Source organism: Bacillota bacterium (assembly GCA_033549065.1).
Taxonomy (GTDB): domain Bacteria; phylum Bacillota; class Dethiobacteria; order DTU022; family DTU022; genus JAWSUE01.
Genome location: JAWSUE010000004.1, coordinates 82,446 through 99,351, shown reverse-complemented (window position 1 = coordinate 99,351; position 16,906 = coordinate 82,446). Strand labels below are relative to the sequence as shown.

General features: G+C 43.9%; 14 protein-coding genes, 1 tRNA gene, 1 other RNA gene and 1 pseudogene. 14 read left to right on the top strand and 3 right to left on the bottom strand.

Going from position 1 to position 16,906, the window contains the following annotated elements; translation table 11 throughout:
- The first annotated feature begins 1 nt into the window (after position 1).
- From SCJ97_03765 to SCJ97_03720, 10 genes are all read left to right on the top strand, one after another.
- Positions 2–1,183, top strand: a complete 1,182-nt coding sequence (locus SCJ97_03765; GenBank protein ID MDW7739159.1) for a phosphoglycerate kinase — start codon at positions 2–4, stop codon at positions 1,181–1,183.
- Positions 1,184–1,216: 33 nt separating this feature from the next.
- Positions 1,217–1,984, top strand: a complete 768-nt coding sequence (gene tpiA, locus SCJ97_03760) for a triose-phosphate isomerase (protein MDW7739158.1) — start codon at positions 1,217–1,219, stop codon at positions 1,982–1,984.
- Complete coding sequence (gpmI, locus tag SCJ97_03755; GenBank protein MDW7739157.1) at positions 1,981–3,513, top strand: 2,3-bisphosphoglycerate-independent phosphoglycerate mutase; 1,533 nt, start codon at positions 1,981–1,983, stop codon at positions 3,511–3,513. Before tpiA ends, gpmI begins: the two co-directional genes overlap by 4 nt.
- 14 nt (positions 3,514–3,527) lie before the next feature.
- Positions 3,528–4,829, top strand: coding sequence for a phosphopyruvate hydratase (gene eno / locus SCJ97_03750; GenBank protein ID MDW7739156.1), 1,302 nt, complete (start codon positions 3,528–3,530; stop codon positions 4,827–4,829).
- Positions 4,830–4,909: 80 nt separating this feature from the next.
- Complete coding sequence (secG, locus tag SCJ97_03745; protein MDW7739155.1) at positions 4,910–5,134, top strand: preprotein translocase subunit SecG; 225 nt, start codon at positions 4,910–4,912, stop codon at positions 5,132–5,134.
- A gap of 146 nt (positions 5,135–5,280) precedes the next feature.
- Positions 5,281–7,446, top strand: coding sequence for a ribonuclease R (rnr, locus tag SCJ97_03740; protein MDW7739154.1), 2,166 nt, complete (start codon positions 5,281–5,283; stop codon positions 7,444–7,446).
- A gap of 67 nt (positions 7,447–7,513) precedes the next feature.
- Positions 7,514–8,056: a nitroreductase family protein gene (locus SCJ97_03735; protein ID MDW7739153.1), complete on the top strand. Its 543-nt coding sequence runs from the start codon at positions 7,514–7,516 to the stop codon at positions 8,054–8,056.
- A 22-nt stretch (positions 8,057–8,078) separates the two neighbouring features.
- A complete protein-coding gene (gene smpB / locus SCJ97_03730) occupies positions 8,079–8,546 on the top strand; it encodes an SsrA-binding protein SmpB (GenBank protein MDW7739152.1) in 468 nt (155 codons plus the stop codon).
- 5 nt (positions 8,547–8,551) lie between these two features.
- Positions 8,552–8,904: a transfer-messenger RNA gene (gene ssrA, locus SCJ97_03725) on the top strand.
- Positions 8,905–9,193: 289 nt separating this feature from the next.
- On the top strand, positions 9,194–10,048 hold the full coding sequence (locus tag SCJ97_03720) for a transposase (GenBank protein ID MDW7739151.1): 855 nt from the start codon (positions 9,194–9,196) through the stop codon (positions 10,046–10,048).
- A gap of 20 nt (positions 10,049–10,068) precedes the next feature.
- Here SCJ97_03720 and SCJ97_03715 read toward each other — a convergent pair whose 3' ends face one another.
- The 3 genes from SCJ97_03715 to SCJ97_03705 all read right to left on the bottom strand — a co-directional run bounded on the left by SCJ97_03715 (position 10,069) and on the right by SCJ97_03705 (position 14,181).
- Positions 10,069–11,361, bottom strand: a complete 1,293-nt coding sequence (locus SCJ97_03715) for a hypothetical protein (protein MDW7739150.1) — start codon at positions 11,359–11,361, stop codon at positions 10,069–10,071.
- 178 nt (positions 11,362–11,539) lie between these two features.
- Positions 11,540–13,735, bottom strand: a complete 2,196-nt coding sequence (katG, locus tag SCJ97_03710) for a catalase/peroxidase HPI (GenBank protein ID MDW7739149.1) — start codon at positions 13,733–13,735, stop codon at positions 11,540–11,542.
- A gap of 14 nt (positions 13,736–13,749) precedes the next feature.
- Entirely contained in the window at positions 13,750–14,181 is a 432-nt protein-coding gene (locus tag SCJ97_03705) for a Fur family transcriptional regulator (GenBank protein MDW7739148.1), read from the bottom strand.
- A gap of 132 nt (positions 14,182–14,313) precedes the next feature.
- Here SCJ97_03705 and SCJ97_03700 point away from each other — a divergent pair.
- From SCJ97_03700 to SCJ97_03685, 4 genes and pseudogenes are all read left to right on the top strand, one after another.
- Positions 14,314–14,389, top strand: a tRNA-Ala gene (locus SCJ97_03700).
- A gap of 72 nt (positions 14,390–14,461) precedes the next feature.
- Positions 14,462–15,877: a right-handed parallel beta-helix repeat-containing protein gene (locus SCJ97_03695; protein MDW7739147.1), complete on the top strand. Its 1,416-nt coding sequence runs from the start codon at positions 14,462–14,464 to the stop codon at positions 15,875–15,877.
- Between the two features lie 147 nt (positions 15,878–16,024).
- Positions 16,025–16,279 carry a hypothetical protein gene (locus SCJ97_03690; GenBank protein MDW7739146.1) on the top strand — a complete coding sequence of 85 codons (255 nt, stop codon included), beginning with the start codon at positions 16,025–16,027 and terminating at the stop codon, positions 16,277–16,279.
- 12 nt (positions 16,280–16,291) lie between these two features.
- Positions 16,292–16,852: pseudogene (locus SCJ97_03685) on the top strand (peptide-methionine (S)-S-oxide reductase).
- Positions 16,853–16,906: the final 54 nt, after the last annotated feature.

Sequence of the window (16,906 nt, the reverse complement as noted above, 5' to 3'; positions counted from 1 at the left end):
GCTGAATAAAAAAAGCATCCTTGACCTTGAAGTCGCCGGAAAAAAAATATTACTAAGGGTCGATTTCAATGTTCCCCTGGAAGAAGGAGCTGTCCGGGATGACAGCCGGATCAGGGCTGCCATTCCAACGATAAAATGGCTGTCAGAACGAGGTGCACATCTGGTTTTAGCTTCACACCTTGGCCGGCCGAAAGGCAAACCGGTTAAAGAAATGGTTATGGATCCTGTCGTTTCAAGGCTTGCTGAATTATTAAATAAACCTGTACATAAAATTGATTACATTATTGGCCATGAAGTATCAAATGCTGTTAAAAGGATGAAAGACGGGGATATTCTACTTCTCGAAAATCTCCGGTTTGATGAGCGGGAGGAAAATAATGACCCTGAATTTGCCCGCCTGTTGGCCGAACCCTTCGACCTCTATGTCAATGATGCCTTTGGCACTGCTCATCGTGCACATGCTTCAACAGCAGGAGTTGCTGCTTATATTCCAGCCGTGGCAGGGCTGCTGATGAAAAAAGAAATCGAAGAACTTTCGCGCTGCCTTGAACAACCGGGGCGTCCGCTGACAGTCATACTGGGTGGAGCCAAAGTATCGGATAAAATTAATGTAATCCATAAATTTTTATCCCTGGCTGATTATTTGTTGATCGGTGGTGGGATGGCCAACACTTTTTTGGCTGCCCGCGGTTATAACATGGGTTCGTCATTTTATGAAAAGGGACTCGTTGAAAAAGCCGGAGAATTACTGGAAGAAAGTGAAAAACGACGCGGTAAGATTATACTTCCGCTTGACCTGACTGTAACTGAAGATCTTGAACCGGGTTTACCTTATGCAGTTATGTCTCCCGAACAGGTTTCCGGTAAATGGAAGGCTGTTGATATAGGTCCGGAAACGGTAAACTTATTTGGTAAATATATAAAAGACGCTGAAATGGTAGTGTGGAATGGTCCCCTTGGTGTATTTGAAATATCTCCATTTGATCAGGGAACAGAAATGATTGCCCGGGCTGTTGCCTCGAGCAAGGCCTATTCAATCGTTGGTGGAGGAGATCTGGTGGCGGCTCTGGAAGGGTTAGGTTTATCTGGTAAGATAAATTTTATCTCAACCGGCGGTGGAGCTACATTGGAATTCTGGGAAGGCAAAGATCTTCCCGGTATATCTGCCCTTGAAGATAAATAATGATATAAACCAGGTAATCGGGGAGGATTGATCGTGAAACTTTTAATAGCTGCAAATTGGAAGATGCATAAAACTGTTGCTGAAACAGAGGAATACTGTAGATCTATTATTGTAGAAGAAAAGTTATTTGGTGATGTAGATATTGTAATCTGCCCCCCCTTTACTGCACTTTTTTCAGCAGCAGAAGTTCTTAAAAACAGTTCAATTAAACTTGGTGCACAAAATATTCACTGGGCTGAGAAAGGAGCATATACCGGAGAAATATCTTCGGCCATGCTTTTCGAACTCGGGATTGAATATGTGATTATCGGACACTCGGAAAGACGTCGGCTTATGGCAGAAAGTGATCAACAAATTCATGATAAGATTGCTGCTGCCCTAAGCTATGGATTAAAGCCGATTCTTTGTGTTGGCGAGTCTGAATCAGAAAGGAACCGGGGAACAACTGATCATGTCATTGAAAAACAACTTAAAAGTGCCCTGGTTGGAATTGATCAGGCTAAGACATCCGGGCTGGTAATAGCCTATGAACCGATCTGGGCTATCGGTACCGGAAAGGCGGCTACTGCAGAAGATGCCGAAAATGCTGCCAGGTATATTCGCAGCAAGGTCGAAAATTTGTTAGGTTCCCGGATTACCGGGGAACTTCGAGTACAATATGGAGGAAGTGTTAACTCAGAAAATATTGGCTCTTTTGTTGAACTCCCTTCAGTTCATGGCGCCCTGGTAGGGGGTGCAAGCCTTGAAGCCGATTCGTTCAGCACGCTGGTTCAGGCAGCCCGGAAGGCGGTTCATAATTGAAAAAGATTATCTTGATTGTGCTTGATGGATGGGGCTTCAGTGAAGAATCTGAAGGCAATGCTATACTTCAGGCAAATACCCCACAGATGGACAGATTTATGTCAGAGTACCCCTGGGCTCTGCTTGATGCTGCAGGTGAAGCGGTTGGACTGCCTGATGGACAGATGGGCAATTCAGAAGTTGGCCATCTCAACCTGGGGGCTGGAAGGATAGTATACCAGGAATTAACCAGAATAAGCAGGTGCATAAATTCAGGTGATTTTTTTAACAACCCTGTTTTAATAGAGGCAATGCAGTCGGCAAAAAACAATGAAAGTTCTCTGCACCTGATCGGTCTCGTATCAGACGGAGGAGTGCACAGCCATTTTGATCATCTTCTGGCGCTGCTGGAAATGGCTGGCCGGCAGAAATTACAGAAGGTTTTTGTCCATGCAATCCTGGATGGGCGAGATACCATACCTTTTGGAGCAAAACCTTTCCTCGAACAGCTGGATAAGCTTGGCAAAGAAAAAGGATACGGGCAAATAGCTACAGTAACCGGCCGATACTATGCCATGGATCGTGATAACCGTTGGGATCGGATCGAGAAAGCTTACAGGGCTTATGTCAGAGGTGAAGGAATCAGCTATTATGATCCCATAGAAGCCCTGGAACAAGCTTATGAACGCGGTGAAGGTGATGAATTTGTTCAACCATCGGTTATACTGGATAGTTCAGGGCGACCGCGGACGTTAATTCATTCCGAAGACAGTGTTATATTTTTCAATTTTCGGCCTGATCGGGCCCGTCAGCTCAGCCGCACATTAATCGAAGCTGATTTTTCTCATTTCAACCGTGGAGATAATTTCCCCTTACCTTTCTTTGCAACGATGACAGAGTATAACAAACAATATAATGTTCCGGCTGCATTCATAACTGAAGATTTACGATCAACCCTGGGTGAAGTATATGCAAGCCGGAATCTTGCGCAGATGAGAATAGCCGAGACCGAAAAATATGCACATGTAACGTTTTTTTTCAGCGGAGGCCGAGAATACCCGTTTCCCGGAGAAGATCGTATCCTGGTTCCATCTCCCGGGGTGGCTACATACGATCTGATGCCGGAAATGAGCGCACCTGAAGTTACCAGCCGGATTGTTGAAACGATAAAAGAAAGTAAACATCCCTTAATTGTAGCCAACTTTGCCAACGCAGATATGGTGGGGCATTCAGGCAAATTTAATGCGGCAATTAAAGCGGTTGAAGCAGTTGATACGGGGCTGGGAGCTGTAGCCGCAGCGGGGTTGCCCCGGGGTTGGAACATTCTTATATGCGGCGATCATGGAAACGCAGAACAGATGCGTGATAAGGCTGGGGAAACCCTTACAGCACACAGTGCGAATCCGGTTCCCTTTCTGATGCTGAGCCCCGAGGAACATAAATTGCGGGACAGGGGCATTCTGGCTGATGTGGCTCCTACTATCCTTGAATTGGCTGACCTTGATGTGCCATCCGAGATGTCGGGTAAGAGTATGCTGAAGAAGGAATAATTAACTAGTTGCTTATGTATGAAGGAGGGTTATTAGTTGTGAATGAACGGATAGAATCGGTTAAAGCCAGGGAAATCCTTGATTCAAGGGGAAATCCGACGCTTGAAGTGGATCTGCTTCTGGAGGGAGGCTGGATCGGCCATGCTGCCGTTCCTTCAGGTGCTTCAACCGGAGCGTTTGAAGCTGTTGAATTAAGAGATGGTGATGAACACCGTTACATGGGAAAGGGCGTTCTAACAGCTGTCCGCCACGTTAATGAAATTTTAGCACCGGAATTAGCTGGTAGAAATGTGCTTGACCAGAGAATTCTTGATAAATTGATGATTGATCTTGATGGAACCGATAACAAATCTCACCTTGGAGCAAACGCTATCCTGGGTGTTTCTCTAGCTATAGCCAGAGCAGGAGCGGCGGTGCTGGATATACCTCTTTATCGTTATCTCGGAGGTATTACTGCTTCTGTTTTACCGGTCCCCTTCATGAATATTTTAAATGGCGGCAGTCATGCCGATAATAACATGGATATACAGGAATTTATGATTGCTCCGGTAAAAGCCGGTTCATTCAGTGAAGCCTTGAAAATGGGGGTTGAGGTGTTTCATAATCTGAAAAAAATTCTAAAATCGAGGGGCTTAAATACAAATGTAGGCGATGAAGGTGGATTTGCTCCAAACCTGGAATCCAACGAAGCTGCCCTTGAAGTGATCGTTGAGGCTATTTCTGCAGCAGGCTATCAACCAGGGGAAGAGATTTTTCTTGCTCTTGATGCCGCCGCAAGCGAGTTTTACCATGAAAAGAGGTACCATCTGGAAGGCATGAAATATAATTCAGATAAGCTGGTTGGCTATTATAGCGATCTGGTGAAACGATTTCCCATAATCAGTATTGAAGATGGCTTAGATGAGGATGATTGGGAAGGGTGGCACAAACTTACCGAAGTATTGGGGAATAAGATCCTGCTTGTCGGAGATGACTTATTTGTGACAAACCCCGGCCGGTTAACAAGGGGAATTGAATCGGGTGTGGCAAACTCAATTCTCATCAAGTTGAACCAGATTGGAACTTTAAGTGAGACGCTTGAAACCATGGCTTTGGCCGGTCGGCATGGATACCGCTGCATGGTTTCGCATCGTTCAGGAGAAACGGCAGACACCTTTATTGCAGATCTGACGGTTGGTACCGGAACGGGAATGATTAAAACGGGTGCGCCATCAAGGATGGATCGGGTTGCAAAGTATAACCGGTTGCTCCGTATCGAAGAGCAGCTGGGCAGGGCTGCCATCTACGCAGGAGATTTTATCAGGCTGTCAAGTTAATAATTATTTGTCAAAAAGGGTTTAATGTGTTAAAATATCGAGTGTTCGGTTTGTATTGATGAATTTTGGAGGTATTGCTTATGCTCGGAACAGTATTAACGATTATTTACCTGGTTTTATGTCTGGCTTTGATCGCAACGGTGCTTCTGCAGTCAGGGCGCAGTGCGGGTTTGGGAGCTATAGCCGGTGGTGCACAGTCACTTGTCGGCAAAAAGAAAGGATTGGATGAAAAACTGGGTAAAGTAACAACATTTCTGGCTGTTGGTTTTATGCTCTTTACCATTGCACTGGTTGTAATTAACTAATCCGGGTAATATATCTAGAAATTCAGGCAGGGGAGCCAATGATGCCCCTGCCTTTTATTTTAAATTAAAAGGATTTATAATTATTCTTACGATAACAAATCCCGCCAGGTGAAGTTGTGGCAGGAATAGGAGTTGAATAAATTACCTTGAGCGATAGAAAAAATAGTTCAGCGCAGCTTAGAATTTCTTTAGAACAACTATTGCGGCATCAGAAACAAACTTCAATGGCCTTGCCCCAAATACTGGAAGGTCTAAAGTTACGCCGCGAAGACAAGGCAGTTTTACTTAACGAAATCCGTAAAATGCAGGATGAGGGACTCTTGGTTAAAACAGAGCGTGGACGGTTTGGCCTGCCCGATCGCCTGGGATTAATAACCGGAGTTCTTCAGGGAAACCGTCGTGGTTTTGCATTCCTCCGTCCTGACCGGCAGGCAGAAGATATTTTTATCAGCGCCGGTAACCTGAATGACGCTGCTCACGGTGATAAGGTAATGGTTCGGGTTGATGAAAAAAAGCGGGGAAGGCGGCGAAGGGAAGGAACGGTAATCGGAATCCTTAAACGCGGCAGAAACCGTCTTATTGGAACCCTGCAAAAAGAAAAAAAGAGATATTACGTTATTCCTGATGATCAGCGCTTTCCTGGAGTTATCAGTGTTGAAAAACATAAACTGGAGAAAGCACAAAGTGGTGACAAGGTTATTGTAGAGATCGAAAAATGGCCCCAGGGAAATAAGCTTGCCCGGGGTAATGTTGCCGAGTTGCTTGGCCCCACTGGTAGTTACCTTGCGGAGAAGCTGGCTTTCAAACATCGTTTTGATTTACCCGGAGATTTTCCTGCTCAGGTTATGCAGGAAATAGAAAATTTGCCACAAGAGGAAGATGTAAAAATAATTGCCAGTGAACAGGGCAGGGAAGATCTTAGAGATCTTAAAATGGTTACGATCGATGACCAGACTGCCCGGGACTTCGATGATGCGGTTTCGTTGGAAAACCTTCCTGATGGCGGACACCGGCTAGGAGTTCATATCGCCGACGTCTCCCATTATGTTCGTGAAGGCAAACCCCTTGACCGGGAAGCCTTTAAACGGGGAACAAGTATTTACCTGGTTGAGCGGGCGATCCACATGCTGCCACCTGCCCTTTCAGAGAACCTCTGCAGCCTGCAGGCTGAGAAAGACCGCCTTGCAGTCAGTGCAATCATGGATATAGATTCTGATGGCAATCTACTCTCGGCAAGATTTTTCCCGAGTTTGATCCGGGTGACTGAAAGATTAACATATCAACAGGTTGAAGCATATTTTAACGGGAAATCGGGCGAAGGAAAATTTAAAGATGAGTCGCTACCCTTAATAATAGATCAGATGTCGCAGCTGGCAGAAATACTCAGAAGAAATCGTTTTCAAAGAGGAGCGCTGGACCTTGATCTTCCGGAAGCAAGAATCGAACTTGATGAAAACGAAGTGCCTGTTTCTGTCGAAAAAAGAGCAATGGGACGATCAGAATCACTTATTGAGGAATTTATGATTTACTGTAACGAAGCTGTTGCTTCATATCTCGCAGCTAAAAAAATTCCCTGTATTTACAGGATTCATACCATCCCGACCGAAGAAAAATTGACTATGTTACGTGAAACCCTATCCCTGATGGGAATAAGCGCTGTATCAGGAATGAAAAATCTTAAACCGAAACACTTAAAAGAGCTTCTTGAAAAAACAAGAGGTGAGAGAAACCAGAAACTGGTGCGTTACCTGGTATTGCGCTCACTGCCGCAGGCAGTATATAGTGCTTCAAATGAAGGACATTTTGGACTATCATCTTCGTACTACTGTCATTTTACATCACCAATCCGGCGCTATCCTGATCTTGTGGTCCACCGGATATTAAAAAAGAAACTTCTACCCGGTGGTTTGACTGCCGAGAGGATTAAACGTCTGAAAACACGCCTGCCGGAAATAGCTCTGCATTCTTCAGAGAGGGAAAGAGCTGCGGTTGACGCTGAAAGGGCCAGTATTGAAATCAAAAAAGCCGAATATATGGAGCAGAAGATTGGAGAAGTTTATGATGGTATTATAAATGGGGTAACCAATTTTGGCCTATTTGTTGAACTCGACAACACCATTGAAGGGATGATTCCAGTAAGCGAATTAGATGATGATTATTATATTTATAACGAAAAGGCAGCCTCACTGGTCGGTGAACGAACCCGAAAAACATACCGTCTAGGTGATTTAATCCGGATCCAGGTTACCCGGGTCAACCGCGAGGAAGGCAAAATAACATTTGCTGAATATAAAAAAACGGAGATTTCTTGATTCCAGGTTTTCAATGGTGGGCGAAAATCTGCTGTTGTTTAGTTTAAGTTAATAGGGAGGCATTTCAATGGATCTATATGAAGCTTTAAAGAAAAGGCGAAGCATCAGAAAATATTTACCCGATCCTATTCCAAAGGAGAAACTGGACCGAATACTTGACGCGGCAAGAATTGCTCCTTCCTGGAGCAACCAGCAGTGCTGGCGGTTTATCATAGTTAAAGATTCTGAAAGAAAAGCAATGCTGGCCGACAGCATGCCTGATAATAATCCGGCAAAAAAAGCTGTGGGGCAAACCGCTCCGGTAGTGCTGGTAATATGTGCTGATCCAAAGGAATCGGGAGTACAGGATGGTAAAGAATATTACCTGCTTGATGCGGGCCTGGCTATGCAGCAGTTGATGCTTGCAGCCCATGCTGAAGGATTGGGAACCTGCTGGATAGCATGGTTTGACGAAGCAAAAGCACGTGCCGCATGTTCCGTCCCCGAAGGTATTCGTATTGTAGGCCTTACCCCTCTGGGTTATCCCGGAACAGAGCCCTCGGAGAGACCGCGCAAAGGGTTGGAAGAGATTGTCTCGGGAGAAGAATGGGGTAAACCGTACATTTATTAAATATTAAATAATAGTTAACGGAATTGAAAAAATGGATAAATTAATCAGCACCAACCGAAAAGCAAGGCATGATTACCATATTGAAGAAACATACGAAGCCGGTATCGCCCTGACCGGGACTGAAGTTAAGTCTGTACGCAATACCAGGGTTAACCTTAAGGATAGCTATGCCCGGATTGAAAATGGTCAGATTTTCCTGTATAATATGCATATAAGCCCTTATGAAGCGGGAAACCGCTTCAATCATGATCCGCTGCGCATTAGGAAGCTGCTAATGCACAAGACCGAGATAGGACGGTTGGCCGGCAAGATCAATGAAAAGGGCTATACTCTTGTTCCATTGAAAGTATACCTGAACAGGGGTCTGGTAAAAATTGAACTTGGCCTCGGTCGCGGTAAAAAGCTTTATGATAAAAGACGCGATATAGCTGAAAGAGATAGTCAGCGTGAGATGGAAAGAGCTTTCAGGGAAAGGCACAAAATTGAATAAATCTTGGGGGCGTAAGGATTCGACGGGGGTTGTGGAAGCAGAAGTGGCAGGTCCAGGACCATGGCCTGGTTAAAACATGGAACGGCTATAAACGCCAAACCGAATTACGCACTCGCTGCTTAATCTAAAGTAGCGCATCCCTTCCTTCCCTGGCCGGGGGCAGGAGCAGGGGTGTCAATCATCCGGCCTACCGCTTGAACGGTCGTCCTGCCGTTTAACCGGGAAAATCAAGAGGACTGGCGCTGAGAGATCCTGTTTCGGGGAGCTTTAGGCGCGAGAAACAAAGCCGAAACTAAGCTTGTAGAAGCTTCTGTAGCCGGGCCTTCGGACGCGGGTTCGATTCCCGCCGCCTCCACCAATTAAATAGCTAAAACGCGCGAGTCTTAACGGGCTCGCGCGTTGCTGTAAAAGCCGGGGTCAGGTCTTGAAATATAAGTTTTTAAAGATAATCTATTTTTATTACACTAAACATTTCTATGATATTCTGCATTTGCACAGTATTTATGCCTAATAAAGTGATATTTCAAGACCTGACCCCGTTAATAAGTGTTCGTTTATTAATAACAAGATTGGGTAAGCCAGGCAGTGCGAATCAAAAATTGGGGTCAGGTCTTGAAATGTTAAATAGAATGTGATAGATTTTCTACATGGCCAGACCACTACGTATTGAGTATCCTGGAGCAGTATATCACGTTACCTCTCGCGGTAATGCAGGGAATAATATATATAAAGATGATCAGGACCGTAAAACCTTTCTGAAAGTACTTACTGAAGCTGTTGAGAAGTGTAACTGGTATTGTCACGCCTATTGTTTGATGGATAATCATTATCACCTTCTCATTGAAACTCCCGAAGCTAACCTCTCATACGGTATGCGTCAGCTAAATGGCGTCTATACTCAACGTCATAACAGAAGGCATCGAAATGTCGGCCATATTTTTCAGGGAAGATTTAAATCTATATTGGTTGATAAAGAAAACTATCTCCTTGAGCTGAGTCGTTATATTGTGCTTAATCCTGTAAGAGCAAAGCTCGTAGAATCACCCGACCAATGGCCATGGGGAAGTTACCGAGCAACTGCAGGGCTTATCAAGGCTCCGGAATTTCTCTTAGTAGACTGGATCCTTGGCATGTTTGGGACCAACCGCCATGTTGCTCAAAAACGTTACCAACATTTTGTTAGACAAGGTATAAATGATAAATCTCCCATGGATGACCTTCAGGAACAAATAATAATAGGGGATAAAGCATTTGTTGATAAGGTCCAGGAAATTTTGAAAGACAAAAAAGACATAGTGGAAATTCCGCGAAATCAACGTTATGCAGGTAGGCAAAGCCTGTCGGAACTTTTTTCTGATATAGCCGATCTTACAAAAGAATTAAGAAACCAAAAGATTTCTAAAGCTCACCTGGAATATGGATATAGTTTGAAAGAAATTGCTGACTCTATTGGTGTTCACTATTCAACTGTAAGTAAGGTTGTGCGGGAAAAGAAAAAGTGATGATTCAAGACCTGACCCCACTACTCGTCAATAGGCGTAATAACCGACTGACTTATCTTCAAAAAGCGATATTCTGCCGGAAAAGGTTGGTTAGCAAAAGACCATCCGGTCAAGGATCCTTCAGTATTATTAGTTTTGTTGGCAATCGTCAGAGGTGTTGTTAACACTGTCTTAATAATATGATTGGACAGATCATAAAAAAGGAGCTCTATATTACTTACAATCATTTCGGTGACTGATGTTTTAAACTCTTCGAACAAACCTAAATCTGCAATATGCTTCGTCAATTTGTAGTCAAATAAGACAGAAACGATTAAGGCAGTCTCACCGGGTGGTGACAGTGAAGGGTCGCGTAAAGCAGGAATGGATATCTCATATGTATTTTGTTTGAAGAAGGTTTTAAGCCAGCCGAAAATTTTATCCCGGCTACTGGTAAAGGTCATCTGGTTGTCCATCAAAGTGGATAAAGAAATGCCGGACATACCCTCGGAAGTTGGAGTATAAAAAGCATGAGGTCCACTGATCGATTCAAACCTTTCCGGAGGCTGATCAACAATGATGTAGAGTGATAATACAGAATCAGCTCCTTTTTTTGTAGCCAAGAAATTCTGTTTTTGCTGTACTTTCTCTTTCAGTGGAGAGGATGGCCACTGCTCTGCATCGAGGCATTTGTATAGCGTATTTAGGTCTGCTGCCCAGATAAGTTGATTATATGTGACATTTTGTCCTTCTTTAAGCCAGACCTGCCTATTAGATGTATCAATATGGACGACTTCATGACCGTTGATTATCTGTCCCTGATTATCCTGGATTAATTCTACCATGCTATCAACGATTACTTGCGTTGATCCCCTGGGATACTGGTAATCCAGGTAAAGTGAAAAATATGATAATGCAAAGAAGGTTGGAGTATTTTCAAAAAAATGCTGGGTTATAATGTGGATTAACGACTCATTATCGGTGATTCTTCTTAAATGATCATTGATTGGTTCAAGCAGTTTCATTGCCTGGCGGATATTCAGGACAAACTTTACCATCCAAGGCAATAGTGTTTTAAGCATATAGGCGTAATCATATGGTTTTGACATAAACAATGGGTTTTCAATTCCGTAGAGCACATCCATATGCTCCATTACTTTCTTTATATCCTTCAAGATGTGATCAATTTCTTGCTGGTGTTCTGGGTATAGTTCCTTTAGCAGTGAACCATAGTCATCAATGCTTGATCTATCTTTAAAAGTTACAGATTTATTCCCAACAGTTATTTTGATAGGATTGGGTAATAATTCAATATTGAGTCCAAGCTGTTCCATCATTGGTATAAAAACACCGGAATTGATGATACCCCCGGCAGCCGGATTTAGACAAAAAAGCTGCTGAGGTTAGCCCGGCGATGCAGGCACCAACAATTATGACATCGTATGATTGTTTTGGTTGCTTAATAATATCTCCACCCTGGATTCTGCATAATGATAATTAGTTTTAAAAAGACTATGCAAGATCAAAGCGATCGGCATTCATTACCTTATTCCATGCACTGACAAAATCTTGGACAAACTTTTCTTTAGCGTCATCACTTGCGTAGACTTCTGCGATAGCCCTCAATTCAGAATTTGAGCCGAAGATAAGATCAACTCTGGTGCCTGTCCACTTCAGTTTGCCTGTTACGCGATCATATCCTTCGAATACATCCTCGTCTTCAGCAGTTGCCTTCCAAACCGTACCCATGTCGAGCAGGTTTAAAAAGAAATCGTTGGTCAGGCTTTCAGGGTTTTTCGTGAACACACCATGTTGAGATTTGTTATAGTTAGCGTTTAGAACCCGCATACCACCGATCAGTACGGCCATTTCAGGAGCGGTTAACCCCAGAAGCTGAGCCCGGTCAACCATCATCTCTTCTGCAGTAACCGCATACTTAGCTTTGCTGAAGTTGCGGAATGCATCGGCTTTCGGTTCAAGTACCTTGAATGCTATTTGATCAGTCAGTTCCTGTGTTGCATCTGTACGGCCTGGAGCAAATGGAACTGTAACCTCAACCCCGGCGATTTTAGCCGCTTTTTCGATGCCGGCGCAACCAGCCAATACTATCAAATCAGCTAGTGACACTTTCTTATTTCCTGTCTGTGCATTATTGAAATCACCCTGGACTTTTTCAAGCGTCTTTAATACTTTTTCCAGCTGTTCAGGCTGATTCACCTGCCAATCCTTCTGCGGAGCAAGACGGATACGCGCCCCGTTTGCACCGCCGCGTTTGTCTGAACCACGGAAGGTAGATGCAGAAGCCCAGGCCGTGGTAACCAGTTCAGGAATCGATAGCCCAGAGTCAAGAATCTTGGCTTTGAGATCAATCATATCTTTTTCGTTGATCAGCTCATGATCGACTGCGGGTACCGGGTCCTGCCAGATTAACTCCTCTTCCGGAACTTCCGGTCCCAGATAGCGTGCACGTGGGCCCATATCACGGTGGGTCAGCTTGAACCAGGCCTTGGCGAAGGCATCGGCAAATTCGTCAGGATTTTCAAGAAACCGCTTGGCGATTGGTTTGTATACAGGATCCATCTTTAAAGAAAGATCGGCCGTGGTCATGATCGTTGTCACTTTTTTCGAGGGATCATGGGCAGCCGGCGCCAGATCTGCATCATCAGGGTCAACCGGTACCCATTGCCATGCACCGGCAGGACTCTTGACGAGATTCCAGTCGTATTTGAAGAGAATTTCAAGGTAACTGTTATCCCATTTTATCGGGTTAGATGTCCAGGCGCCTTCTATACCGCTGGATATTGTATCGCCGCCCTTACCGCTACCCATACTGTTTTTCCAGCCGAGCCCCTGATCTTCGATACCTGCCGCTTCAGGTTCCGGGCCTACATTTTCAGGGTTGCCTGCACCGTGGCATTTGCCAAAGGTATGACCTCCGGCTACCAAAGCAACAGTTTCTTCATCGTTCATAGCCATACGGGCAAAAGTTTCACGAACATCTTTGGCGGAAGCTAATACATTTGGTTCTCCGTTTGGTCCTTCCGGGTTTACATAGATGAGACCCATTTGTACGGCAGCCAGTGGATTTTCAAGATCCCGCTCACCGCTGTACCGCCTATCTCCGAGCCACTCATCCTCGGCGCCCCAGTACACATCTTCTTCCGGTTCCCAGACGTCTTCACGCCCACCGGCAAAGCCGAATGTTTTGAAGCCCATTGACTCCAGGGCAGCGTTGCCTGCCAGAATCATCAGATCCGCCCAGGAGATTTTTTTCCCGTACTTCTGCTTGATCGGCCAGAGCAGTCTTCGGGCTTTGTCTAGATTGATGTTGTCAGGCCAGCTATTCAGGGGAGCAAACCTTTGTGTTCCCGACCCTGCGCCTCCTCGGCCATCACCCATCCGGTATGTACCTGCACTGTGCCAGGCCATGCGGATCATCAGCCCTCCGTAATGGCCATAATCAGCAGGCCACCAATCCTGCGAATCGGTCATAAGATCGTTTAAATCTTTTTTAACAGATTCCAGATCGAGTTTTTTGAATTCTTCAGCATAGTTAAAATCTTCACCCATGGGGTTTCTTGATTTAGGGTTTTGGTGAAGCATCTTGAGGTTCAGTTGGTTGGGCCACCAGTCCCTGTTTGTCGTGCCGCCACCGGCAACTCTTCTTTTGGTCATTCCGGTTACCGGACATTTTTTTTCTTCATTCATGGAATTAACTCCTTTCAGTCATTATTAATTATACTTGAAAGGCATTTTGGACAAACACCTTTAAAATATACATTCCTGTCAAAAACTTTGAATCCGGTTAATTCTTTAGTATCGATTAAATCAACTTTTATGCTGAAGTTGAATATAGAACCACATTCTTCGCATTTAAAATGCCCATGGGTCTCAGTTATGATGTCATAACGTGTTTCGTTCTCTTCGATTGTTAATACCTGCACCAGGCCGGCTTCAAGAAATAAATTCAGCGTATTATAGATAGTAGTTTTTGAAATGGTAGGAATTTCAGATTGCAGGTCTTTGAATATCTGATCTACCGTAGGATGGCACGAATTTTTTATTAAGTATTCAAATATTTTGATCCGCTGAATAGAAGGTCGTATATTCTTATCTTTCAATGTGTTAGATAGATCCTTATATAAAGCTTTCATATGCAGCCTCAACGCCAATTATTTTAAATATTTAGTATTTGTAATGAGTGTTAAATAAAACTTACTACAAATAATATGCACTGTCAATTAAATTTGCTTATTAGATTTCTATTTGCTATAATACCGTTGCATGGGCGTGTAGCTCAGTTGGGAGAGCACTTGGCTCGCATTCAAGAGGTCAGGGGTTCGAATCCCCTCACGTCCACCAGGTAAGGGTTTTCGGGCATTGTAAACCGCCTGAAAACCTTTGTCATAACGGCAGAATGGAGGTAATTTTTAGATGAAGAAAAGTAAGCGAAAGCATCCTCTTTACAATATAATTCTTGCAGTTTTATTTATTGCTTTAACAGCCTTTGTTACAGCCTGTGGTGAAGATGAGGTTGTCGTCGAGGGTGCAATATCAGTTCCTGATGACTTTTCTACAATTCAGGAAGCAATTGATGCTGCAGAAGATGGCGATGTAATTTTGGTTCGACCGGGCACATATAATGAAAGCATTAACTTCAACGGGAAAAATATCACTATTCGCAGTGTTGATCCCGATGATCCGGAAGTTGTAACAGGAACAATTATTGATGGAAACGGTGTCGATTCTGTTGTAACCTTCGAAAGCGGAGAAAACGAAAACGCCGTTATCACCGGTTTTACTATCACCGGTGGAAGTGGAAATATGGAAGTTTTGGAATTTGAGATAGAAGGTGAGATGCAGCAGATTCCTTCTTTTTACGGTGGAGGAGTTATAGTTTTAAATGGCGGTTCACCTACGATAAGCAAAAACATTATTACCAATAATGTGGCCGAGCGTGGTGGCGGAGTTCTGATATACGGCTCAAGTCCGGTTATCACCGGCAACCGGATCCACGACAATATCTCAACCGGCGGCGGCGGTGGAATCTTCCTAGCCTATGCGTCAGCAACGATCACTGATAATGAAATTACCAGCAATTCTGCCGGCCGAAGCGGTGGAGCTGTAGCAATCAGCGGTGAAGGAGACGCTCATACAATTTTCGAAGGAAATTCGATTACCGATAACCGAGCTGAAAACGGTGGAGCATTTTCAATCTTTGAGGCAAGCCCGGATATTAATAATAACAGTGTAATTAACAATAGCGCCACCCAGGTTGGCGGTGGTTTTTACATGATCATGTCTTCTCCGACACTAATCGGAAATGATATCTCAGATAACCAGGCAGGACCATCCGGTGGAGGAGTTGCTATTTATTTCGAATCTTCTCCGCTTCTGCAGGATAATCTTATTATCGGCAATAACGCAACGGCCGGGGGAGGCATTTCAATTTTTATTAATTCATCTCCTGTTCTTGAAGGTAATACTATATCTGATAACCGGGCCAGCATTGGTGGCGGTGTGGTTATTAATGAATCCTCCAATCCTGAATTCTCGAACAATGAGATATCGGAGAATTTCGTCGAGCGCAGTGGTGCAGGAGTATATATCCAGGCATCGAATCCTGTATTTAACGGAAACATATTCAGGAATAACGAGGCAAGGCGAAACGGCGGTGGATTGTTAGCTCTTCTGGATGCAGTGGTTACTTTATCCAGCAATACTTTTGACAGCAACCGGGCCAGTGAAGGTGGTGCAGTGCATCTCTCTGAAGGAGCGACCCTGCAGATAGGTGATCCCGATGATAATACGTACCAGGGCAATATCCCCGGGGATATTCACCAGGAATAAGCAATTAAATAGTTTAAAAATGATTGAGATATAAATTTTGCAGATTCATAACATTGATAGGCTGCCAGGTAGTACCAGGCAGCCTATAACTTACGACATCACTATCTTGAATGATTAAAAATATACTAAAAGTTAGGTAATGATATCATGAAAAAGTTTGTCTACGGTTTAAAGCCGGGTTTATTAATATTGATCGTGAATGTTGTTTTATGGTCACTTTTAATTACCGGATGTTCGTATGCTGATGACAATCAAGCTGTTCTTGATTCCAAGGCTGAACCTGAAATAGGAGAGGAAGTGGGTTTAGTGGAACAAAATAGGGATTTTGATAAATATGCAATACCCCCTCTTGAGTTTACAATCCCCGAAAATTTGGAAACTGCAACTTTTGGGTTGGGGTGATTTTGGGGCCCCGATGCCCAGTTCGGGCAGATCAAGGGTGTATACAGGACGAGAGTTGGTTATGCAGGCGGAGTTTATGAGAACCCAACATATCAGAATCTGGGAGACCATACCGAAACTATACAGATTGACTATGATCCTTCGGTTGTCAGTTACGAAGATTTAATCAAGATATTCTGGGAAAACCATGACCCGACAATTCCTTGCTGGTCAAGACAATATATGTCGTTGATTCTTTATCATAATGATGAACAGGAAAGGATTGCTCTGGAAAGCAAGGCACTGATAGAAAGTGAAACAACCGGGGATGTAAATACAGAAGTAGCACCGCTTACAAACTTCTACCTTGCCGAAGATTATCACCAGAAATATTACCTTCAGGGAGTGCCCGAACTTATTAGAGAAATCAGGGCGCTTTTTCCGGACTTCAGCAGTTTCGTAAACTCGACAACAGCAGCCCGTCTTAATGGTATTATTGGTGGATATGGTGATAAAGATTTGATAAGTGAAGAAATCGAAAGTTACGGCCTCTCAGAAGAAGGTAAAGAGCTTCTAATGCTAATCGCCAGGTAAAATGATATAAATTATATTTCTATGTGCACCGCTAATTCAAAAGATTAAGTGGTG

What these genes read in the sequence shown, in the direction of transcription:
- eno (MDW7739156.1), top strand. Translation starts at nt 3,528, where the DNA reads ATGTATGAAGGAGGGTTATTAGTTGTGAATGAACGGATAGAATCGGTT.
- secG (MDW7739155.1), top strand. Translation starts at nt 4,910, where the DNA reads ATGCTCGGAACAGTATTAACGATTATTTACCTGGTTTTATGTCTGGCT.
- SCJ97_03735 (MDW7739153.1), top strand. Translation starts at nt 7,514, where the DNA reads ATGGATCTATATGAAGCTTTAAAGAAAAGGCGAAGCATCAGAAAATAT.
- SCJ97_03720 (MDW7739151.1), top strand. Translation starts at nt 9,194, where the DNA reads ATGGCCAGACCACTACGTATTGAGTATCCTGGAGCAGTATATCACGTT.
- SCJ97_03715 (MDW7739150.1), bottom strand. Translation starts at nt 11,361, where the DNA reads ATGGAACAGCTTGGACTCAATATTGAATTATTACCCAATCCTATCAAA.
- katG (MDW7739149.1), bottom strand. Translation starts at nt 13,735, where the DNA reads ATGAATGAAGAAAAAAAATGTCCGGTAACCGGAATGACCAAAAGAAGA.
- SCJ97_03705 (MDW7739148.1), bottom strand. Translation starts at nt 14,181, where the DNA reads ATGAAAGCTTTATATAAGGATCTATCTAACACATTGAAAGATAAGAAT.
- SCJ97_03695 (MDW7739147.1), top strand. Translation starts at nt 14,462, where the DNA reads ATGAAGAAAAGTAAGCGAAAGCATCCTCTTTACAATATAATTCTTGCA.
- SCJ97_03690 (MDW7739146.1), top strand. Translation starts at nt 16,025, where the DNA reads ATGAAAAAGTTTGTCTACGGTTTAAAGCCGGGTTTATTAATATTGATC.